The sequence below is a fragment of the Mycobacterium sp. ST-F2 genome (assembly GCF_001905655.1).
GTDB lineage: Bacteria > Actinomycetota > Actinomycetes > Mycobacteriales > Mycobacteriaceae > Mycobacterium.
In genome coordinates this window covers 1-20932 of the sequence record NZ_JMHT01000020.1, presented here as the reverse complement: position 1 = coordinate 20932, position 20932 = coordinate 1, and the positions used below count along the sequence as shown (strand labels likewise).

Annotated in this window: 20 protein-coding genes and 1 pseudogene; 9 read left to right on the top strand and 12 right to left on the bottom strand. The window is 64.5% G+C overall.

The genetic code is table 11. From position 1 onward, the window contains the following. Nucleotides 1–25 precede the first annotated feature (25 nt). The 5 genes from EB75_RS08820 to rpsF all read right to left on the bottom strand — a co-directional run bounded on the left by EB75_RS08820 (nt 26) and on the right by rpsF (nt 5247). Nucleotides 26–3088, bottom strand: coding sequence for a replicative DNA helicase (locus EB75_RS08820; RefSeq protein WP_073695048.1), 3063 nt, complete (start codon nt 3086–3088; stop codon nt 26–28). Between the two features lie 507 nt (nt 3089–3595). Then, the gene (gene rplI / locus EB75_RS08815) at nt 3596–4051 is read right to left on the bottom strand and encodes a 50S ribosomal protein L9 (protein ID WP_073695047.1); all 456 of its coding nucleotides are present in this window, start codon (nt 4049–4051) and stop codon (nt 3596–3598) included. A gap of 15 nt (nt 4052–4066) precedes the next feature. Then, complete coding sequence (rpsR, locus tag EB75_RS08810; protein WP_073695046.1) at nt 4067–4321, bottom strand: 30S ribosomal protein S18; 255 nt, start codon at nt 4319–4321, stop codon at nt 4067–4069. A 47-nt stretch (nt 4322–4368) separates the two neighbouring features. Next, complete coding sequence (locus EB75_RS08805; protein ID WP_073695045.1) at nt 4369–4875, bottom strand: single-stranded DNA-binding protein; 507 nt, start codon at nt 4873–4875, stop codon at nt 4369–4371. Nucleotides 4876–4956: 81 nt separating this feature from the next. Continuing rightward, complete coding sequence (gene rpsF / locus EB75_RS08800; RefSeq protein ID WP_073695044.1) at nt 4957–5247, bottom strand: 30S ribosomal protein S6; 291 nt, start codon at nt 5245–5247, stop codon at nt 4957–4959. A gap of 193 nt (nt 5248–5440) precedes the next feature. On the opposite strand from rpsF, the gene EB75_RS08795 reads away from it, so the two are divergent. Together EB75_RS08795 and EB75_RS08790 are read left to right on the top strand one after the other, a co-directional pair. After that, a complete protein-coding gene (locus EB75_RS08795) occupies nt 5441–6091 on the top strand; it encodes a hypothetical protein (protein WP_073695043.1) in 651 nt (216 codons plus the stop codon). Between the two features lie 29 nt (nt 6092–6120). Next, a complete protein-coding gene (locus tag EB75_RS08790; protein WP_073695042.1) occupies nt 6121–6708 on the top strand; it encodes a hypothetical protein in 588 nt (195 codons plus the stop codon). A gap of 224 nt (nt 6709–6932) precedes the next feature. On the opposite strand, the gene EB75_RS08785 is transcribed toward EB75_RS08790, so the two are convergent. The 4 genes from EB75_RS08785 to EB75_RS08770 are packed head-to-tail and all read right to left on the bottom strand — an operon-like array spanning nt 6933 to nt 11988. Continuing rightward, nucleotides 6933–7397, bottom strand: a complete 465-nt coding sequence (locus EB75_RS08785) for an SRPBCC family protein (RefSeq protein ID WP_073695041.1) — start codon at nt 7395–7397, stop codon at nt 6933–6935. Nucleotides 7398–7437: 40 nt separating this feature from the next. Next, nucleotides 7438–9087: a glycosyltransferase family 87 protein gene (locus EB75_RS08780; protein ID WP_073695040.1), complete on the bottom strand. Its 1650-nt coding sequence runs from the start codon at nt 9085–9087 to the stop codon at nt 7438–7440. Then, on the bottom strand, nt 9084–11552 hold the full coding sequence (locus EB75_RS08775) for a transglycosylase domain-containing protein (protein WP_168176014.1): 2469 nt from the start codon (nt 11550–11552) through the stop codon (nt 9084–9086). The genes EB75_RS08780 and EB75_RS08775 overlap by 4 nt, the downstream gene beginning before the upstream one ends. Before the next feature lie 4 nt (nt 11553–11556). Continuing rightward, nucleotides 11557–11988: a DUF5318 domain-containing protein gene (locus EB75_RS08770; protein WP_073695038.1), complete on the bottom strand. Its 432-nt coding sequence runs from the start codon at nt 11986–11988 to the stop codon at nt 11557–11559. A 131-nt stretch (nt 11989–12119) separates the two neighbouring features. Between EB75_RS08770 and EB75_RS08765 the strand changes: the two genes are divergently transcribed. The 6 genes and pseudogenes from EB75_RS08765 to EB75_RS08740 all read left to right on the top strand — a co-directional run bounded on the left by EB75_RS08765 (nt 12120) and on the right by EB75_RS08740 (nt 17750). Further along, nucleotides 12120–12974 (top strand): DUF1707 SHOCT-like domain-containing protein, encoded by an 855-nt coding sequence (locus EB75_RS08765; RefSeq protein WP_073695037.1) that lies wholly within the window; start codon nt 12120–12122, stop codon nt 12972–12974. Between the two features lie 47 nt (nt 12975–13021). Further along, nucleotides 13022–13369: pseudogene (locus EB75_RS08760) on the top strand (beta/alpha barrel domain-containing protein); the annotation flags it as partial. A 746-nt stretch (nt 13370–14115) separates the two neighbouring features. Next, a complete protein-coding gene (locus tag EB75_RS08755; protein WP_046365437.1) occupies nt 14116–14793 on the top strand; it encodes a flavodoxin family protein in 678 nt (225 codons plus the stop codon). 609 nt (nt 14794–15402) lie between these two features. Further along, on the top strand, nt 15403–16137 hold the full coding sequence (locus tag EB75_RS08750; protein ID WP_073695062.1) for a cutinase family protein: 735 nt from the start codon (nt 15403–15405) through the stop codon (nt 16135–16137). A 289-nt stretch (nt 16138–16426) separates the two neighbouring features. Continuing rightward, complete coding sequence (locus tag EB75_RS08745) at nt 16427–16933, top strand: YkgB family protein (protein WP_046365446.1); 507 nt, start codon at nt 16427–16429, stop codon at nt 16931–16933. A gap of 142 nt (nt 16934–17075) precedes the next feature. Continuing rightward, nucleotides 17076–17750: a sigma-70 family RNA polymerase sigma factor gene (locus EB75_RS08740; protein ID WP_083612101.1), complete on the top strand. Its 675-nt coding sequence runs from the start codon at nt 17076–17078 to the stop codon at nt 17748–17750. Between the two features lie 76 nt (nt 17751–17826). On the opposite strand, the gene EB75_RS08735 is transcribed toward EB75_RS08740, so the two are convergent. Both EB75_RS08735 and EB75_RS08730 read right to left on the bottom strand, forming a co-directional pair. Then, a complete protein-coding gene (locus EB75_RS08735) occupies nt 17827–18675 on the bottom strand; it encodes a patatin-like phospholipase family protein (protein WP_073695060.1) in 849 nt (282 codons plus the stop codon). Between the two features lie 105 nt (nt 18676–18780). Beyond that, nucleotides 18781–19449: an RraA family protein gene (locus EB75_RS08730; RefSeq protein WP_073695036.1), complete on the bottom strand. Its 669-nt coding sequence runs from the start codon at nt 19447–19449 to the stop codon at nt 18781–18783. 293 nt (nt 19450–19742) lie between these two features. On the opposite strand from EB75_RS08730, the gene EB75_RS08725 reads away from it, so the two are divergent. Then, nucleotides 19743–19880, top strand: a complete 138-nt coding sequence (locus tag EB75_RS08725) for a helix-turn-helix domain-containing protein (RefSeq protein WP_083612099.1) — start codon at nt 19743–19745, stop codon at nt 19878–19880. A 27-nt stretch (nt 19881–19907) separates the two neighbouring features. Here the strand turns inward: EB75_RS08725 and EB75_RS08720 are convergent. Further along, nucleotides 19908–20932 (bottom strand): IS3 family transposase (locus EB75_RS08720; RefSeq protein ID WP_286150132.1); only part of this gene is annotated, 1025 nt, incomplete at its 5' end.

The window sequence follows — 20932 nt, the reverse complement described above, 5'->3', positions numbered from 1 at the left end:
GTGTGACGTCAAGGACTGCAGCGCTCTACCGCGCCATATTTGTAAACCGCGAGAAGTGAAGCTGGTGTGCCACAGTGATATTCGCGGTCGGGCCGTTACGGTGCTTGCCCAGGATGATGTCGGCTTCACCACCGCGCGGGTCGTCGCGGTCGATGGAGTCCGGGCGGTGCAGGAGCATGACCATGTCGGCGTCCTGTTCAAGACTATTATGCATATTTATGCAGTTAGCTACAAAGTTATGTGTACCCATGACGGTGCCGTCGTAGACATCGTGTTCACCGATACTGGTGATCTCGACGATTTCATCCCAGAAGACATCGTTCCTGGCGAGGTCGTGCAACTCACGATCATCCAGCGCTGCTGCGATGCGGTGGACTTTTTCCCGACCAGGCGAAGTCTTCCAACGTTCTTCGGAAGCAACGACATTCGTCGCAAGCTTGAGATCGCGATTCGTCCAGCCCTTCACAGCCATCTTTGATCGCACGACATCCCACACCGCGGGCGGAAGGGTGTCGCTCCCCGGCCGCCCAGTCCGTTTCTTCAGCTCGAGGAATACTTCACGAGCCTTATCCCCACGGGCGCCGTGCACCCCGATCTTCGTCACGAACGCGATCTGGTTGTCGGCGCGGTCGACGTAAACGTGCCAGCAGTCGCGATATCCAGCTTTCTTGACCCGTGCGATCCGCCCAAGTACACCGACGCGCAATAGCAACTGCACGACATCATCCGCCAACTGCCTGCTCGTCGTCGCGTAGTAGATGCGACCGATACCGACCTTCTCGTCCCACCGCACCGAGCCATCCGTCGCCCACAGGTGCCGCAAGAACAGCGCCACCTGATCGTTGGGCAGCGCGAAAACCTCTTTGGGAACGAACTTTTCGTAACTGCGCTTCCCGAAGAGCCCCAGCTTGTCCAGCCACGCCGCAATCGGATTCCGCTTGCCGTGCGTCAACCGGTACGGCGCGGGCAGTCGAAGCGTTGTCACGCGAGCCGCAGCGTATTCGTCGCGAATCGGCGTCACGCCGAAGTGCCACGCAGCGACGGACACCGCAGCCAGGTTTTCCTCATCGATCGACGCGTAGCGGACCGGCTGGCGCTCTACGCACGACCCGTCGCCGATCATGTGCGCGAGCATGATCACCTCGGACTGATCCATCCGCTCGGTGTGCACGGGCTCGGGTACCCGCCGCGGCACCGCAAGACGATCACCAACGGCCAAGTCGCCCAAGGAAACCCAGCCATCGAGCGTCATGAACGGGTGGTTGGCGGTGGCCTCGACCTGACGCCCCGATGCCAGGCGCAGCAGGAAGACTTCCTTGTGTCCGCTGTAGAACACGTTGGTCATCGGCCGCGCGACCATCCGCTTGCGGTCATCGAGCGTCCACACCAGCGGCCGCTCCCCCGTCGCCATCAACTCACCGAAGGTGACCTCAGCGCCGGTGTCGGCGCGCAGAATTCGCGTCGAGGCCGTCAGGCAGCCGGACTCACGCAGGTCCGACACCTGCGGGCGCTTGTCGGTGCGCTGTTCGGGGCCACGGTTCAGCTGGCTGATGGCGACCACGGGAACTTCGAGTTCCTTGGCCATCAACTTCAGCGACCGCGAGAACTCCGAGACTTCCTGCTGCCGGGACTCGAACTTCTTACCCGAGGTCATCAGCTGCATGTAGTCCACGACGATGAGCCGCAGGTTGGCCTTCTGGTGCAGACGCCGGGCCTTGGCCCGAATCTCCATCATGGTCAGGTTCGGTGAGTCGTCGATGTACAGCGGCGCCTCGGAGATTTCGCTCATGCGGCGGGCCAGCTTGGTCCAGTCGTCGTCGCTCATGCGGCCCGAACGCATGTCGCCGAGCTTGATCTTGGCTTCGGCCGAAAGCAGTCGCATGACGATCTCGGTCTTGCTCATTTCCAGCGAGAAGATGACGCTGGCCTGCTGGTGCTTGATGGAGCAGGACCGCATGAAGTCCAGTCCGATCGTCGAGTTGTGCGTGGGCACCATCGACCGCCCGGCCAGGTACAGGTGGGCCGGGTTGTCGACCTCGACGCAACGCACCGGCACCGACTCCACCCGGCGCACATCGGTGATCGTCACGGGACGCGTCAGCACGGCCAGGCCACCGGCGGTCAAGGCCGGCTCGAGCCGGTCGGCCCCGGCCCGCAGGGTCGCGGTGGTGACGATGCCGCGGCCCGTGGGCCACTGATGCGACGCGTCGGCCACGATGGTGGTGCCGTCCGACAGATCGATCTCGTAGCACGGCCGCTCCTCCATCACCGGAGTCGCGGCGACCACGCGGGTGGCCCGTCCGTTGGCGTCGATCAGCTCGTCGCCCACCGAGACGTCACCCATGGTGGTCCAGCCGCCGGGCGTGGGCAGCGGGGTGTCGAGCGCCAGCGCCTTACCCACACCCGGGCGCGCGGCCACGATGATCATCTGGCCCGGGTGCAGACCGTTGGTGATCTCGTCGAGCTCGGTGAAGCCGGTCGGGATGCCGCGCGAGATGCCGCCCTGGGAGGCGATGGCGTCGATCTCGTCCATGGTGGGCTGCAGCAGCTCCTCCAGGACGGTGAAATCCTCGCTGCTGCGGGTCTGCGTGACGTCGTAGATCTCGGCCTGCGCGCGATCCACCAGGTCGGCCACATCGGCGCCGTCAGCGCCCGCGTAGCCGTACTGCACCACGCGCGTGCCGGCCTCGACGAGGCGACGCAGCGTGGCCTTCTCCGCGACGATGCCGGCGTAAAAGCCCGCGTTGGCGGCGGTGGGCACGGTGGAGATCAGGGTGTGCAGATACGGCGCGCCACCGATGCGCTTGAGCAGACCGCGGCGGTCGAGCTCCGCGGCGACCGTGACGGCGTCAGCGGGCTCCCCGCGGCCGTACAGGTCCAGGATGGCGTCGTAGATGTTCTGGTGCGCCGGGCGGTAGAAGTCACCGGGACGAAGGCGCTCCAGGACGTCGGCGACCGCGTCCTTGGACAGCAACATGCCGCCCAGCACCGACTGCTCGGCAGCCATGTCCTGCGGCGGTTGCCGGCCGAAATCCTCGCTGGGCGGCTCCTCCATGTCGGAACGACCCAGGTCGTCAGCGACAGCCACGAAGCGCTCCTCCTCCCCGAAAATCGATATCAAACAAACGTTCGAACGAGCTACTTGTGACCGTACTTCACCGCACCGACAAGTCGGACCGCAAGCCGGCTCACCTGTCGCGCGACGCATCACGTTAGGCGTTGCTGGCGCGGCCCGAAACCACCCCTGTTAGCAACCTTGTGGATGAAATGTGGAAAGGCGTGGACAGCGATGTTGACCGGCTGGGGAGAACTTGTGGAATACTCGCAAGTAAATTCCCAAACATGCAGGTCAGCGGCCTATATATCGGCTTTCACCCTGTGTATGAGAATTGGTTCGGCGTGTCGTGCCAGGTAGCCATCTCGGGCGTGTTGTGTTGCGTGGGCATGGCAGAAAAGGGCCGCGCAGGTTAACAGCCGGCGTAGATCACCGTTTGCACATTGGCTGAAAAAATTCGCCCGCTGTCAACAGAAAACGCCCGGGCGAAGTCAAAGATTGACTCCACCCGGGCGTTCTGCTGTTTGAGCTACTGCGTCCCTATCCGGCGACGACAGCCAGCGACACCGGCACGTTGACCGACGGGTGCAGACGCACCGCGATCTTGTGGGTGCCGACCGACTTGATGTGCGCCTTGGGCAGCTCGACGGTGCGCTTGTCCAGGTTCGGGCCACCGGCCTTCTTGATCGCGGCGACGACGTCGCTCGCGGTCACCGAACCGAACAGCTTGCCGCTGTCGGCACCGGCCTTGACAGCCAGCGACACGGGGCCGAGGGCCTCGATCGCCTGCTTCAGCTCGTTGGCGTGGTCCAGGTCGCGAACCGTCTTGGCGTCACGCGCACGACGGATCTCGTTGGCCTGACGCTCGGCACCACGGGTGGCCACGATGGCCAGGCCGCGGGGCAGCAGGTAGTTGCGGCCGTAGCCGTCGCGAACCTCAACGGTGTCGCCGGCCGAACCCAGGTGGTCGACCTCAGTGGTCAGAATGAGCTTCATATTTCTCAGTCCTCCCTATCGAGTCGCCGAGCTGAACGGGAGCAACGCAACCTCGCGGGCGTTCTTCACGGCGATGGCGATGTCGCGCTGGTGCTGCACGCAGTTACCGGTGACGCGACGGGCACGGATCTTGCCGCGCTCGCTGATGTAGGTCCGGAGCAGTCCGGTGTCCTTGTAATCGATGGTCTGCGCCTTCTTGGAGCAGAACACGCACTTGCGGGTCTTGACCGGCTTTTCCGGCGCCGGACGCCGCTTGGTGGCCTTGGCCATGTCTTTCTCTTTCTGGGTCTAGCTGGTTGCCCAGCCAATTACGTGGATCAGAAGGGCGGCTCGTCGTCGGCGCCGCCGAACGAACCCGAAGCCGGGGCGCTGCCCCACGGGTCGTCGGCCGGAGCGCCGCCACCAGCGGACGGACGGGAACCCCCGCCGCCGCCGAAGCCGCCACCGCCGCCGCCACTGCGGTTGGCCTTGTTCACCTTCGCCGTCGCGTACCGCAGGGACGGGCCGATCTCGTCGACCTCGACCTCCATCACGGTGCGCTTCTCGCCCTCACGGGTCTCGAACGAGCGCTGCTTCAGCCGGCCGGTCACGATGACACGCGACCCCCGGACCAGGCTCTCGGCGACGTTCTCGGCCGCCTCGCGCCAGATGTTGCAGCGGAGGAACAGCGCCTCCCCGTCCTTCCACTCATTGCTCTGCCGGTCGAACATCCGCGGCGTCGAGGCCACGGTGAAGTTCGCAACAGCAGCACCGGACGGCGTGAACCGCAGTTCCGGGTCAGCGGTCAGGTTTCCGATAACGGTGATGGTGGTGTCACCAGCCACGAGATCCTCCTGGGACGGATTGGGTGAATTAGGCGCGAGCCTACGCAAGGCCCGCGACAAATCCGCAGAGCTTCGGTGCTTCTAGTGCTTGTCGGTCCGCAGGACCTTGGTACGCAACACCGACTCATTCAGGTTCAGCTGACGGTCGAGCTCGCTGACCGTGGCCGGTTCGGCCTTCAGGTCGACAACCGCGTAGATGCCTTCACCGTGCTTGGCGATCTCGTAAGCCAGCCGGCGACGGCCCCAGATGTCCACCTTTTCGACGCTGCCGCCGTCTTTGCGGACGACGTTCAGGAACGTCTCCAGCGACGGAGCTACGGTGCGCTCGTCAAGTGTGGGGTCGAGAATGACCATGATTTCGTATGGACGCATGTGGAACCCATCACCTCCTATGGTCGTATCGGCCACGGCGTGTTCCGTGGCAGGAGGGTCGCCTGCGTCGGCAACCGGGTCAGGTTACCCGAAGAGGCCCTGAGCTGCGAAATCGGTACTCAGACGCACCGACCTGACGGGGCCGTCACGATCGCTAGGCTAGGCGCACGATCGTTGTCGGCGAGGGGGACGCATGACCTATCCGCAGGGGCCCTACGGCCAGGGGTTTCCGGGGCAGCCCGGGCCCCCGCAGCAGCCGGGGTACCCGGGATATCCGCAGCAGGGCTACCCACCGCAACCCGTCTACCAGCAGGGTTACCCGCAACCGGGTGCCTATCCCGGCGGATTTCCGCCCCCACCCACGCCCGCTGCACCCAGCGGAGGTACCGCGGTCACCGCGGGCGTGCTGGCGCTACTCGGTGGGTTGACGCACTTCTTCGGCGGGTCTGCCCAGGCGCTCGGGCTCTCGGCCATGATGCGCGAATCGGCCACCGACAGCGGTTGGGGAAGCCTGATCGCCATCACGACGCTCAACATCATCTCCGGGGCGTTCTTGCTCGCCGGAGCATTGACCCTGCTGATGCGCAAACCGGTCGGCCGCTGGCTGATCACCGCGGGATGCGGCATTTCCATTCTGAGCGCCCTGATCAACTTCACGTTGACGCCTGATTCGATCGGCGACTATTCCTACAGCCGCGGCATCGGCGCGGACATGGTCGGCGTGCTCTTCGCCATCGCGACCATCGTGCTGGCCCTGGTGCCCTCGACGACAGCGTGGATCCAGGCCAAGCGCAATCCGGTTGCCCCGCAGTACTTTCCGCAGTACCCGCCGTACCAGGGCTGAGTGGACGAACCCGGCGGCAAAGGCAGAACGTGACGTACCCGCAGTACCCGCAGCCAGGCGCCTACCCCGCCGCGCCGGCGGTCCCAGCCGAGCCGAGTGGCGGCACCGCGATCACCGCCGGCGTGCTGGCTGCACTGGGCGGATTGCTCAGCCTCGGCATCACCGCCGTCTCGCTGTTCTTCCTGATCGCCATCGCGTCGATCGGCAGTAACTTCGACCGCTCTGATCTCGAATTCCTCGACAGCATCTTCGGCATCCTCGCCATCGGAATGGTCGCCGTGGTGATCATCGCGCTCGTGCTCGGCACGGTACTGAGCGTGCTGCTCATCGCCGGCGCCGTGCTGCTCTTTCGCCGCAAGATGCTCGGCCGGTGGCTGGTGGTCAGTGGATGTGCGGTGGCCATCGTGAGCAACCTGATGACCTCCGTCTTCACCACCACCGTGACGTCGGGTGACTGGAACTCGCCCGAAAGTGCCGTCAGCGCCTTTGTCGGCCTGGCATTCCCCATCGTCACGATGGTCCTGGTGCTGCTGCCGTCAACCACCGCGTGGATCAGAGCGGAGCGGCCGGCTACGCCGCCATACTTTCCGCAGTACCCGCCGCCCTATCAGGGCTGAGTCGGGGCAAGCTCTCCTCTGCCGGGTTCGATCCCGGGCCGTCAAACTTTCCTTGACGTCAAGGAAAGTTGACGGCTCCAGATCGAAGTTGCCAAGGGAGAGAGCGAGCGGACACCGCGGATGTGCAGCCAGCGCGCCGCAAAAGCGACCTGCGTGGTCTGTGCGCACGCACTCGGCGGCCAACCACCTGCCAGCCGCGTACCTAACCTCTCAGGTCAGTACACCTAGGCCTCGACCGACTTCTTGATCGCGGCCAGCGTCAGCGGGATGCCTTCCTTCGCGTACTTGGTCCGGAGCGCGATCTGGGCTTCGGCGTCGTCGGGCCAGCGCTCGTGGAAGCCCGCGATCCCGGCCGGCAGGAACTCCCACGACTGCGTCAGGCGCGTGCCGTCGTCGACGGGATCGAGCGTGAAGCCCCAGCGCACCCAGCCGCCGTTGACCTCCCAGACGAACTCTCGGCCCGGCTCGGCAACCACCACCTGGCTGCGGGTCTCCCACACCCGGTCGCCGGCCTCGTTGCGGCCCTTGAACCAGGCGCCGGCCACCGGGCCGGCGTCCTCGTCCTCCCACCAGCACTCTTTGCACTGCGGGCTCCACTTACCCATGTTGGTCACGTCGGAGACCAGGGCGTAGAGCGTTTCGGGATCGGTGTCGACGACGACGGAATCGGAGAAGGTCAGTTCGGTCACGTCCTGACCCTGCCATCGCCGGCCGCGGAAAGCAGCCCATTTATGCCGTGGGCGCAAGCTCCGGCTCGGGGTCGGGATCCGGTTCGGCGACGGCCGTCGGGCGCGGCCGCAAGCGGGCCGGCAGCCGGCGCGGCGGATTGTCGCCGGCTTCGTCGAAAATGCCGCCGGACGGATCGTCCACCCGGCCGCCCCAGCGGACCAGATCCACCTCCGGCCGGTAGATGGCGCGAATGACCAACGCGCACAAGCCGATCACCGCGATGTCGCGCAGCAGCACCGTTGTGGTGAAGAACTGTTCGGGCAGGCCCAGCTTGGGGTCGTCGTACAGGTACAACATCCGCGGAATCCAGATCAGCGCGTCAATGGTCATCCATGCCAACAGGATTCGACGGTGCGGTAGCGCAAGCGCGGCCAGCGGCACCAGCCACAGCGAGTACTGCGGGCTCCACACCTTGTTGGTCAGCAGGAACGCCGCGACGACCAGGAAGGCCAGCTGCGCCAGCCGGGGCCGCTGCGGCGCGGTCCACGCGACGTAAGCGATTGCCGCACAACACAGGACGAACAGCACCGCGGTGACGGTGTTGAGCACCGTCGGCGGCTCCCAGAATCCGAGGTTGGTGTCGAAGCCGCTCCAACCGGTGAACGACTTCACGACGTTGTAGACCGAGTCCATGTCGTCGCCGCGCCGGGTGTTGAGCCGGAAGAACTCCGACCACCCCCGCGGGTACATGATCATGATCGGCAGGTTCACCGCGATCCACGTCACGAGCGCGGTGATCGCGGTCTTGGCCACCGGCCGCCACTTGCCGGTCCGCACCGCCAGCATCGCCAGCGGGATCAGCAGCAGCAGCGGATAGAGCTTGAGGGCTACCCCGACCCCGATCAGCAGCCCGGCCAACACCGGTTTTCGGCGCGACCAGGCGAGCATGGCGCCGGCGGCACACGCCGTGGCGAGCGCGTCGAAGTTGGTGAACGCCTGGAAGATCAGGATCGGCGACCCCGCCACGATCGCGGCGTCCCACGGCCGGCGCCCGGACATGAGCATGGTCGCCCAGACCGTGGCCATCCAGGCCAGGGCCAGCCCGAACGCCGAGATGTTGAAGAACATGATCACCTCGGCGACCACCGGCATTCGGACCAGCTTGGAGATCGCCGTGTAGGTCTTGGCCACCGACATCGACGCGTACTGGTACATACCGGTCAGCACCGGATATTCCATGTACCGGACGGCGCGGGTGCCGTCGTACTGGACGCGCGGCTTGTGGGCGCTGTCGGTCTCTATCCAGCTGGACTTGTACGGGAACTTGCCCAGATTCAGCAGCTCCGCGGTGTACAGCGGCACGGTGTCCGAGTAGCAGAACTCGTAGTAGGCCCGCTGGTTCTGCCAATTGGCCACGCGCTGATCGGCGGTACCGGAGCCCGTCGTCACCAGGCACGGCGCCTTGGTGGTGTAGCCCAGCCCGAGGAAGACCAGCGCGATCAGCAGCATCACCCGGAACGGCGTGAGGAACGGCGCCCGGCCGATCATCGCGTGCCGACCAACCGGACCGCCCACGACGCCCGACAGTGCCGCACCCATCACGTCGGTGCGGCTGGGCAGGTCGCGGTCGTCGGCGCTGCGCAGGTCCCGGGCCAGCCGGGCAGGCGAGACCGTCGGAACGTCGGACTCGTCTGGTTCGTCGGCCGTCACGGCGGCGGCGGGGGGCCAGGCTGGTTCGGGTCGCCACCACCGGGCGGCGGCGGCGCATCCTGGTGCGGGGCCACCTGCATGGTGGTCGGCGGGCCGAACGGGATGGTGATACCCGGAGCGACGACGAGCGTCGGCTGGACCACCGTCTCGGTCGGTGCGCCCGGCGGCGGGCCCTGCTGATCATCCGGCGTCGGCGGCTTGACCACCGGCGGCGCCTGCGGGACGCCCGCGTACCCGCCGATGGCGGTGGGCTTGGGGAACGACTCGTTGTCGGTGCCCTTCAGCGCACCGTCCATCGTCGACTTCCAGATGTCCGACGGCAGACCCGAGCCGTACACCGGCCCGCCGCCCTTGTTCACCAGCGGCTGCGTCCCGGCCGTCGTACCCACCCACACCGCGGTGGACAGCGACGGCGTGTAGCCGACCATCCACGCGTCGCGGTTGGCGCCGGTGTCACCGAGCTGCACGGTGCCGGTCTTGGCTGCGGACGGCCGGCCACCGGCGAGGTTGTGGCCGCGTGAGTAACCGGCGATGGGCTGCATCGCCGAGGTCACGTTGTCGGCGACGGCCTTCGGAATCCGCTGCTCGCCCGAGTTGTCCTGGGACGCCGCATCGAACAGCACCTGTCCGTCGCCGTTGACGACCTTCTGCACGAAGTGCGGCTTGTGGTACTCGCCGGACGCCGCCAGCGTCGCGTACGCGGACGCCATGTCGAGCGCGCGGCTCTGGTACTGGCCCAGCACCACACCGTTGTTGGGCGGACCGCCCTTGCCGTCCTCGGAGAGGGTGTGCTCGACGCCCGGGAAGCTGTCGGCGACACCGGCCTTGTGCGCGGCGTCGGCGACGTCCTGCGCGCCGTGCTTGAGCTTGAGCATCAACCGGTAGTAGCTGGTGTTCAGCGACCGCTTGAGTGCCTCGGCGATGCTGCAGGTGCCGCAGCCCTCGCCCTCGACGTTGGTGATGTTGATGCCGTTGACCGTCACCGGTGAGCTGTCGACCTGATACCCCAGCCCGATGCCCTGCTCCAGGGCCGCCACCAACGCGAAGACCTTGAACGACGAACCCGTCGGCAGACCGGCCTGCGCGAAGTCGAAGCCGTTGGCGTCGGAGCCGCCGTAATAGGCCTTGATGCCGCCGGTATGCGGATCGACCGACACCACCGCCGCTCGCATGTCGTCGGCCTGGCCGTCCAGATACTTCGACACCGCGTCCTCGGCCGCCGCCTGTGCCTTCGGGTCGATGGTCGTTGTGACCTGCAGCCCCTCGGTGTTCAGCGCCTGCTCGTTGATGTTGAAGATGCTCTGCAGCTCCTTCATCACCTGCCGCTGGATCAATCCGTTGGGGCCCTCGGTCTGGTTCTGCTGCCGGGCCTGCTCGGGCGGCACCGTGGCCGGGAACTTCTGCTGTGCGCGGTCCTCCTTGGACAGCGCGCCCATCGTCACCATGCCGTCGAGCACCCAGTTCCAGCGCTCGGCGGCGCCCTCCGGGTCGACGGCCGGGTCCAGCGTCGACGGCCGCTGGATGAGTGCCGCGAGCAACGCCCCCTCGGCCACGTCGAGCTGCTCGACAGGTTTGCCGAAGTAGGCCTTCGACGCCGCGGCGATGCCGTAGGTGCCGCGGCCGAAATAGATGATGTTCAGGTACGCCTGGAGCACTTCGTCTTTCGACCACTGCCGGGACATCTTGGTGGCGATCACCAGTTCCTTGGCCTTGCGGACCAGGCCGCCCACGCCGGAGCGGGCGTCACCGACCAACGCGTTCTTCACGTACTGCTGCGTGATGGTCGACCCACCCTGCAGGTCGCCACCGAAGATGTTGTTCTTGAACGCGCGCGCGAAGCCGGAGAACGAGAAGCCGGGGTTGGTGTAGAAGTCGCGGTCCTCGGCGGCCATCACCGCGTTGCGGACGTGCACCGGGATCTGGTCGATGTTGACGTCGACGCGGTTGCCTTCCGGAGGCACGAACTTCGCGAGTTCGGTGCCGTCGCTCGCCAGGATGGTCGACACCTGGTTGGTGCGGATGTCACCCGGCTTGGGAATGTCGACAATGAGGTACGCCATCGCGAACGTGACGACCGGCAGCACCAACAGCACCACGGCGCCCGCGTAACAGAGCCGCCGGAAGACCTTCCAGTTCCACTTGAACTGCGGCAACTGCGGACCGCCGGACTTGCCGCCGCCCGTCCCCGAGGGTGGTGGCGGCGGCGACTTCGGCGGCGGGTTCATACCCGCGCTCGTGCTCGGGCTCAGCGGGGGCTGGCTCGGGCGCTTGGTGCCGTCCAGCGCTGCCTTGACGGCGTCGATCGGGTCCCGCAGCCGTGGGTCGTCGGGCTTCGCGACCGGCGGCAGGATCATGGTGCGCCGGTCATCCGGCGGCACCGGGCCGGGGCGACCTTGCGGTGCGCCGGCTGCCGGTCCTCTGGTCGCGCTGTTATCCGACCGGCTGTGGCGCCCGGGCCCGCTCATTCCGTCACTCACTGGCGGTGCGCGCTTTCGAGCGCGCGGCGCGGGTGCCACGTGGCTTCGCTGCCTTCGGGGGACTCGGCGTCCCTAATACATATGACTTGACCAAATGATTCCAACTGCAAGTGCGGCATACCTCCACCACGTGAACCGCGAATTCGTCGAACTTGGCGGCCAGCAGGACGAGCTCCTCGGTGCTGCGGGCCGAACCCGACACCGCCCCGAGGTGATCGCCGAACACCCACGACACCAATGTCAGTGGTTCTTTTCGGCAGATGGGGCACATCACCGAACTGGACCGGCCATGAAATTTTGCGGCGCGCAGCAGGTAGGGGTTGGCATCACACACCTCGGTGACGCCGGTGCGGCCCGAATAGACCTCGGCCAGCAGCGACCTGCGCCGGAGCGCATAGTCGACCACCTGCCGCTGCAATCGCACGTTGACCAGAGTACGTCGGGCGCCTGAGCCCCGACGCGTGATGGCGCGCATGTAGCCGGGTTGTAGCCACACTGGTGACCGCCTTGTGGCCACGGTCACCGCGGCATGCCTCTGACCTTTACTCTTTCCCCGTGGCCACCGCAGCAACCCGCGCGAAAGACAGCGACCGCAACGACACCTGCCAGATCCTGGACAGCGCACTGGCCGAGGGACAGCTCTCCGCCGAAGAGCACCGGCAGCGGGTCTCGGCGGCCACCCATGCCGTCACCCTCGGGGACCTGCGGGCCCTGGTGACCGATCTGCAGACTTCGAACTCGTCGGTGAAACTGCCCAACTTGAAGACGGGTGCGGGCCGCCCGGTGCGCACCACCGGCTGGGGCGTCCTGGCCGCGGGCGCCGCGGTGCTACTGGTGGTCGGCATCGCGATCGGCTGGGGTGTCTACGCCGCGCCCGGCCAGTCCCCGCTGACCGCCGCCCAGGACCCCGGCGCCAAGCCCGACGGCATCACCCCGATCGTGCTGACGCCGCCGCGCCAACTGCATTCGCTCGGTGGCCTGACCGGCTTGTTCACTCAAATGAAGCAGAAGTTCGGCGACACCACCGGCTACGAGCTGACCATCTACCCGGACTACGCGATCCTCGAGCGGGCCGATCCGGCCGAACCGCGCCGGGTGCTGCGCTACGACTACCGCGGGGGCTGGGACGACCCCGACACCACCTCGGTCAGCAGCGACGAGCGCGTCGTCGACCTGGGCAAATTCGACGTCCCGAAGATTGCCGGCATTCTGCACGGCGCACCCGAGACCCTGGGCATCAAGCGCAACGAGATCAACACCGTCTACATCTCCATCAAGGGCAGCAAGGACATCACCGCGCCGCAGGACACCGTCACCATCTCGATCTACGTGTCCGGCAAGTTCAACAACAGCGGCTACATCGAGCTCGACCCCGAGGGCAACCAGAAACAGATCAACTACCCCGGCTGATTCGCCGTTCGTTCGGGCCGTGTTGACGGCCGCATCGAGTGCTGTTAGACGAGCTGTACGTCGCGGCCAAGGAATTGCAGGCGCCGTATGACCTGGTGGTCGAGGTGGCTCGGGCCGGCAAGCTGCCCGTGACGCTGTTCACCGCCGGTGGCATCGCCACCCCGGCCGACGCCGCGATGATGATGCAGTTGGGCGCCGAGGGCGTCTTCGTGGGGTCGGGCATCTTCAAGTCGGGCAACCCCGAGGAGCGCGGCGCGGCGATCGTGAAGGCCACCACCTTCTTCGACGACCCCGACGTGCTGGCCAAGGTGTCACGCGGACTCGGCGAGGCGATGGTCGGAATCAACGTGGAGGACATCGCGCAGCCTCATCGGCTCGCCGAGCGCGGCTGGTAGCGGACCGCCGGCGCGTCGAAACTCCACCACGAAAGTAGCGCGTCGCTGCATCATCATCGCCAAATACCCTGGCGGTTGCACTTTTGGCCGCCAGATCACGTCCCTGGCGGCCAAAGCTGCTCCGGAACCGCAGGATCCACGACGCGGCTGGCGGATCGACGACTCGGGCCCTGCTCGACTGCGCTCAGCCTGACGTTTTCCGGGATTTCCCTGGCGTCGGCCCGCGGCTCAGTCAGCTACGGCGGGACGCAATTCACCATCGGGCAGTCCGACATCTTTCTGTCTTTCCCGGACATGGCCTTGGGGGTGCGAGCATCACCAGCACCGAAGAACGATCTGCGGTCCACCCGGCCATGTCATCGTGGTGGGCTCTCGACTCTCGTTGACGTTTTCGACGACGCGTAGAACCCAGTCGGTGGCCCTCGGTCGGCAAGCCAACGCACGAGATCCGCTGCAGAGCCCAATGGCCACCGCGGGACTCAGCCGCCTCCATCGGAGGTCGACGGATGTCCGCTCGGAAGGACACGGCTGCAGCCCTTTCCGCAGACCAGGATCGGAGATGGCAACGTCATGGCGGGCTTGGTGAGTCCATCCGGCACGAACAGCGACGCATCCGTGTACCTCGTAGTACAGTCTGCCGCACACAGTCCAATTTTGGGCAAGCCTAGCGAGACGGGAACCTCACCGTGAACGAGATCGCGACGCCAGACGACGACGCAGCACCTGCCTTTGATGGCCTACGGGCGATGTTCGTCAACTGCACTTTGAAGAAGTCGCCTGAGCGCAGCCATAGCCAAGGTCTGGCCGACATCAGTCGCGCCCTGTTCGAAAAGCACGGCGTCGCCGTGGACGAGATACGGGCCATCGATCACGACATCGCCACCGGCGTCTATCCAGACATGACAGAGCATGGCTGGGACACCGACGACTGGCCCGCACTCTACGAACGCATCATCGCCGCCGACATCCTCGTCCTTGTCGGGCCGATATGGCTTGGCGACAACAGTTCAGTGATGAAGAGGGTCATCGAGCGACTCTACGGCTGCTCGGGACTATTCAACGACGCTGGGCAGTACGCCTACTACGGACGCGTCGCCGGGTGCCTCATCACCGGTAACGAGGACGGCGTCAAGCACTGCGCGATGAACGTTCTCTACAGCCTGCAGCATCTCGGCTACGTCATTCCGCCACAAGCGGATGCGGGTTGGGTTGGCCCGGCCGGGCCGGGCCCCTCCTACCTCGACGAAGGGTCCGGCGGCCCGGACAACGATTTCACCAACCGCAACACCACCTTCATGACCTACAACCTGATGCACATCGCATCGTTGCTGCGCTCAGCCGGTGGGGTTCCCGCGTACGGCAATCAACGCGCAGAGTGGGATGCCGGTTCACGATTCGGATTTGCCAACCCCGAATACCGGTGATTGCAGGCATTGCCTTCAACCCAAAGGCGCCGCCCCGCCACAAAGAGGCGAACGGTTAAGGACTTCAAGTCAAAAGGTCTCGATCGTCACAGCGCCCCTGCGCACCAGAGCCCGTCGACCCTTGCGATTTACCCCAGTCGGCGTGCGAGCCATTCACGTGTTCACCAAGGTAGACCGCAGTGCCACTCGGCATAGCCGCCTTCGTGTCGACGGGTGACGTTGCCGGATTACGGGCGATTGACTTCTCGGATCTTCTTGGCCGCAATGCCTTTCACATCGGGAGGCGACCTCGATCATGGCCTCGATCTCATCGACGATGGCGACAGCCACACCACCGGGCGAGTGGATGTACCCCGTAGTACAGTTCGCGGTACAGAATCGCGAGTACCGCAAGCCCAGCGAGGACACGGATGGAGGCGACCGCCATACCAGTCAAACCAAGGCAACGGCAGGCCGTTTCATCCCCACGTATCGGTTCACAAGCGACCGCGGACGGCGGTAACCACGACCCTCTCAAGTTCACGAACGCCACTCGCTTGCACCCGTCGATCCCAGCCGCCTGATGCCACGCCTCGACGCATACGACATCTCTGCAAAGGAACACTCATGATGATCAGTGCCGCCGCACACCGCAGCAGTCGACCGAAACCCTGCGGAAGGTTGGCCGCCGCAGGCCTTTCCGTCATTGCGATGCTCACGCCATTTTCCCCGGCCACTGGGACCGCAGAAGCGGAACCCGACTGTCCGAGTGTTCAGATGATTTTTGCTCGGGGGACGTTTGAACAGCCAGGCGTGGGTGCGACCGGGCAAGCCTTCGTTGACGCCGTGAGCGACCGCCTAGGCGGCAAGTCCATGGACGTGTACGCGGCGAACTATCCTGCATCGCTCGACTTTAAACACGCAGCCGAAGGCATCGTCGACGTGCGCAACAAGGTCCAGTCCGTTGCGACTACCTGCCCGAGCACGAAGATCGTCCTCGGCGGTTACTCGCAGGGTGCCGCGGTGGTCGGCTATACCCTCGAGGACACGATCCCGGTGGACTATGAACTCCCGACCGGCATCACGGGCCCCATGCCCGCGGCGATGGCTGACCACATCGCCGCGGTGGCACTCTTTGGGACCCCAGGGGCCGGTTTCATGGCCCTCTTCCAGCGCAACGCACCACCCATCGTCATCGGCAATCCCTACCTGGCCAGGACGATCCAGCTCTGCGAAACAGGCGATCCGGTTTGTTCTCCCGGCGGCCGAGATCGCGCAGCACACAGCGCCTACAAGGACAACGGGATGGCGGTAGAGGCAGCGGAGTTCGCCGTTGGTGCACTGACGCGGACTCCGACCGCTTGAGTGTGCGCTCTTTCTGAAATGCAACGCCGAATGAAACAACCGCCATAAGCGAATGTGATACCTAAGTAAAAGCACTACTTCTAGACGATCATCTATCAGCCGACATGCGGTCGCACCCTCTATAGCTCCGGTGTATCTTTTGCCCTGCAGGCAGTCGCAAGTGCATTTACATGCGGTTCATATCCGCCAAAGTAATACGATGTGCCCCACTCAGGCATATTAGACGTATACAGTCCCCGAAAATCTAGAACGGAAGGCATAACTAATGGCTACGGATATCAAAGTCGTCATGGCTAGATTGTCGAATGCCGAGTCTGCGGTTAGCTCTGTGGGCAATATCGTCGCGCGTTACGGCTTGGCGGGTGTCATCGGGTGGATAGGAATTCTGAAATTCCACACATACGAGGCGCAGAACATCCAACCCTTGGTGTCGAATAGTCCCTTCATGGGTTGGATGTATCACCTGTTCAGCGTTGACGCTTTTTCGCTGATGCTGGGCATCGTCGAGATCGTCACCGCTCTACTGTTGGTCGTAAAGCCGTGGTTTCCTGCGATCTCGGTGGCAGGGAGCCTCTTGGCAATTCTGCTCTTCGTGAGCACCCTGACTTTTCTTTTCACCACTCCTGGAGTGGGCGAGGCGTCGGCCGGCGGATTCCCGCTCCTGTCGATGACCGGCCAGTTCCTTATCAAGGACATCGTCCTACTGGGAGTCTCGATTTTGACGCTCGCAGACGCCCTACAGGCTATCGCCCCGAGTGCGTCGATGACTGCCGATCGTGGAGACACACCGCACTGACATACCGGTGCCAACAAATCGCTGCGTGAATAGGTGTACGTACCCAGCACACAGACGCGATCATCGGTCCGATAAAGGAAAGTCAATTGTCGTCACACATAGGAATAGGCAAGACGGGCCACTACGTGAGCATCTCGGCACAATGACAGACCTACCGCTTCAGTACGGCGCGGAGGCACTGTCGAATCCGGGGCACAGGGGTCGAGATACGCCCAACGCCAGGTGTCCAGCTGGGTCGGCGCCGGCGCTTGCCGAGCGGTTCGAACGTGAAGCCCTGCCCTATCGTGCCGCGCTCCTCTGCTCGGCCCGGCGACTCACACGCCGGGATGTTGATGCGGAGGATTTGGTTCAGGACACGATGATGAACGCATTCCTGGGATTCGACCGCTTCCAGCCTGGCACCAATCTGAGGGCGTGGCTCTATCGGATCATGCACAACCGCTGGATCAGCTCCCACCGGCTGAAGCAACGGCGCCCAGAGGCCTTTAGCGTCGTTGCAATTGCTGATATCGGGATCGTTGGCATTACTTCTCGTTCGGCACGGTTCGCGCGCTCGGCGGAAGACGAGGCCTTGGACGGTCTGTCCGACCGCCGAATAGAAGAAGCACTGCGGTCGCTGCCGGAGGGGTTCCAGAAAGTGCTGTACCACGTTGGCGTCGAGGGTCTCACCTATGCCGACACCGCGATCCTCCTGGGGATTCCACTTGGAACGGTCACTTCCCGCCTATCGAGGAGCCGGATTCGACTGCGCGCACAGCTGGCTGACTACGCGAACGGTCCAAGAGCCCGGTCACCTCGACGTCCCTCTGGCCTATAGTCGCCGCCACCAGTGGGCATCGGTGTTTGGATCGTAACCCGTTGGTGTCCAGCGCCTTTGGCGGTGGCACGGGTCATCAATTGTCCCGGTGCGGTTCCAACAGAGAGGCCTGCCCCACCGCACTATGTGCGCGCCGCAGCCAGTCATGGGTGGCGGCGTGGGACTGTTCGATCAGCGACGCGGCCTGGGAGAAATCCGTTGGCGCCACGCGAACCGGGCACAGCGGTGGGATCACACGGATGTCGACGGCGCCCTCGAAGCGATCGACATCGTTGGCGAGCCTCTGGTTGATCGCGATCGTCATTGCGTGCATTGCCAAACCCATCGCGCCTTTGGGTGCAGATCGCAGAGCGCACGCGTAGCCGGTTGGCAACACGTAGATGACGTCGGCGCCGAGTCCCACGGCATGCGACAGCGGGGTGTTGTTGACGACGCCACCATCCATCAGGTCCCGGCCGTCGATACACACCGGCGGAAGGATCGCGGGTATGGCCGCACTCGCGGCGATGGCGTCGGCCGCATCTCCCGACGAGAGCAGCACATCTTCCCCTGACAGCACGTCGGTTGCCACGCAATGAAACGGCGTGGGGGCGTCCTGGAGTAACTGAAAGCGTAGGTGCTGACCAAGGATGCGTCGTAATCCGTCACCGGATGCGAAGTGTCGACGTCGCCCGAGGATGCAGAGCACGCTGGTACTCAGGCGGGTGGGAAACACGTCTCGTCTGGACAATGAGTGCCACACACCGATTAGATCCTTGGTTCCGGCGACATCGGGTCGGGCCGCTACCCACGCTCCGTTGAATGCGCCCACCGACGTGCCGACGACCATGTCCGGCGTGACGCCCGCCTCGAACAAACTGAGGAGCATCCCCGCCTGTACCGCGCCCAGACTCCCCCCTCCGGAAAGCACGAATGCGGTAACCATGATCGTGCGATTATGGACGTCTGGCGAGGCGCACGTCGACGTTTCGAGCATCCTGCGGGTCCCAAGCGTTGCTATGTCTGAATCGGTTGTTACGCAGATGTTTTGCTAGATGGAGCCGAAGGTCGCAATCGCGTCTTGCAGACTCATGCCCTGTTGAAGGGCGACCCTGATGTCCCGCTCACGCTCGGTGACCGCCTCTGAACGCTCTAGGACCTGCAGGACATGCTCAGCAGGAATGACCACCACCCCGTCGATGTCGCCGAGGACGAAATCGCCGGGGCTAACGGTCACAGCCTCAACGTTGGCCCCTGGAAGGAGGATCGGCTGGGCCCATCTCTGCACCTGCCATCGCCCGATCGACTGAATAGGCGTGCGGTAGGTGGAGAAGGTGCTGAATTGAGCCTGCTCGAGCCAGGCTATATCGCGCACTCCGCCGTCCACGAGGGCACCGCGACAGCCGAGCGACTGAAGACCCAGAGCGATCAACTCCCCGAAGTAACAGGCGCCGTTTCCGGACCCCGACCACACCGTGACGTCGCCGTCCTGCACTCCGGCGCACGCTTGCACCTTGAGTTCGTCGGTCGGGGGGCCACCGCTGATCGAATCGCCACTGATCGTGTAAGCCCAGCCTGCCAAATGCGTGCCCGAACGCGGCACAAAGTCGGCCGACAGGGCCCGATTGGTTAACCCCATGGAATCCAATACGTCAGAGACGTTGGCGGTTTCGACTAGAAGGAAGCGTTCACGGATCTCGGTTCGGTTTGACGTTGACACTTGTACTCCTGCCTCAAAGATGGCGGCCGCGCCGACAGTGTACGGAGTGGTACAGTATCACGGCAACTGCCGTTCATACTGGAGCGTGGGGCTGGCGTCGTATCCAAACACCGGTATGAAACTCGGACGTCACGACACCGCTGACAGCTCAGATCCTTGGCGAGACGCGAAAACCATGCGGCCCGAGGTTTAAGGAGATCCTGCAGATGCAACTCTACGACCGAGGTGTCTCCGCCCTACGCCTTGCACCCCTAGTAAACGCCGGGTACGACGCCGGAGGGGTATATCGCTAGATGGAGCCGCGGATCGACATTCGGCATCTGCGTGCGTTCGTCGCAGTAGCTGAGGCCGGTAGCCTGTCGGCGGGAGCTCGCAGCCTGGACGTGAGCCAACCTGCAGTGTCCCAAAGCCTCGCGGCGCTAGAGGAATGATCCGCCCCGGCGTGTTCGGAGGCTCTGTTATGTGAGTGCCTCCTCGGTTTGAGGGTGCTGGAGGCGATGGTAGTAGAGCGCTTCGGCCCGGTCCGGTGTCAGGTCCTGGCAGTAGCCGTTGGGCCGCTGACGGTTGTAGAACGCGACCCATTCGGCCGTTGCCAGGGACAGCTCGGTAGCTCCCGGATACAGCGGCTGGTTGTCGATGAGCTCGGTCTTGTAACTGCTGTTCACTGATTCGGCCAGGGCATTATCGAAGCTGTCACCGACGGTCCCGATCGACGGCAAGATCCCTTCGGCAGCAAGGTGTTCAGTGAACGCGACCGCCGTATATTGTGAGCCCGCATCGCTATGATGGACGAGATCTGCCAAAGTTGTTGCACCAGAACGCTTCCGGGTATCAATAGCGTGATTTATCGCGTCGGTGACCAGCTTCTGAGTCATCTCGGTGGCCACCTTCCAGCCCACGATCTTGCGGGCGTAGACGTCAGTGACGAACGCCGTGTAGGCCCAGCCGGCACGGGTACGGCAATAGGTGAAATCGGCCACCCACAACCGGTCCGGCGCCGCGGCGACGAAACACCGCTGCACCCGATCCGGAGCCCGCATCGCAGCCGGGTCAGCAACGGTGGTTAGCACCCGGCGCCGCTTGCACGCCCCGCGCCACCCCATTTCCCGCATCACTCGCTCCACCACGCACCGAGAAACATCAATTCCGTTGGTGCGCAGTACAATCCATGTCTTGCGCGCGCCCAGTACCTTAAACAATGCCGATGACTTACGTAGCCGCCAGATCGCGTCGATGATCTGCGCGTCCGCCAGATCGGCCGTTGACGGGCCGTCACCGACTCGATGTGCGTAATACGTCGACGGGGCGATAGCAATGCCGTACTCGGTAAGCACGGCACACATCGACTCGACACCCCACTTGAGACCATCAGCGCCCACCCGGTGACCCAGGTGGGCGCTGATGAACTCCACGACTACTGATGTGGCCGGTCCGTGAAAGTCGGCCCGGGACGCGGTGACAACCGTTGGGGCTGTTCCGTTTT

Coding starts and splice junctions, on each gene's coding strand:
- rpsF (WP_073695044.1), bottom strand. CDS start 5,247: ATGCGTCCATACGAAATCATGGTCATTCTCGACCCCACACTTGACGAG.
- EB75_RS08725 (WP_083612099.1), top strand. CDS start 19,743: ATGGAGCCGCGGATCGACATTCGGCATCTGCGTGCGTTCGTCGCAGTA.
- rplI (WP_073695047.1), bottom strand. CDS start 4,051: ATGAAGCTCATTCTGACCACTGAGGTCGACCACCTGGGTTCGGCCGGC.
- EB75_RS08735 (WP_073695060.1), bottom strand. CDS start 18,675: ATGGTTACCGCATTCGTGCTTTCCGGAGGGGGGAGTCTGGGCGCGGTA.
- EB75_RS08775 (WP_168176014.1), bottom strand. CDS start 11,552: ATGAGCGGGCCCGGGCGCCACAGCCGGTCGGATAACAGCGCGACCAGA.
- EB75_RS08740 (WP_083612101.1), top strand. CDS start 17,076: ATGACAGACCTACCGCTTCAGTACGGCGCGGAGGCACTGTCGAATCCG.
- rpsR (WP_073695046.1), bottom strand. CDS start 4,321: ATGGCCAAGGCCACCAAGCGGCGTCCGGCGCCGGAAAAGCCGGTCAAG.
- EB75_RS08745 (WP_046365446.1), top strand. CDS start 16,427: ATGGCTAGATTGTCGAATGCCGAGTCTGCGGTTAGCTCTGTGGGCAAT.
- EB75_RS08750 (WP_073695062.1), top strand. CDS start 15,403: ATGATCAGTGCCGCCGCACACCGCAGCAGTCGACCGAAACCCTGCGGA.
- EB75_RS08755 (WP_046365437.1), top strand. CDS start 14,116: ATGTTCGTCAACTGCACTTTGAAGAAGTCGCCTGAGCGCAGCCATAGC.
- EB75_RS08795 (WP_073695043.1), top strand. CDS start 5,441: ATGACCTATCCGCAGGGGCCCTACGGCCAGGGGTTTCCGGGGCAGCCC.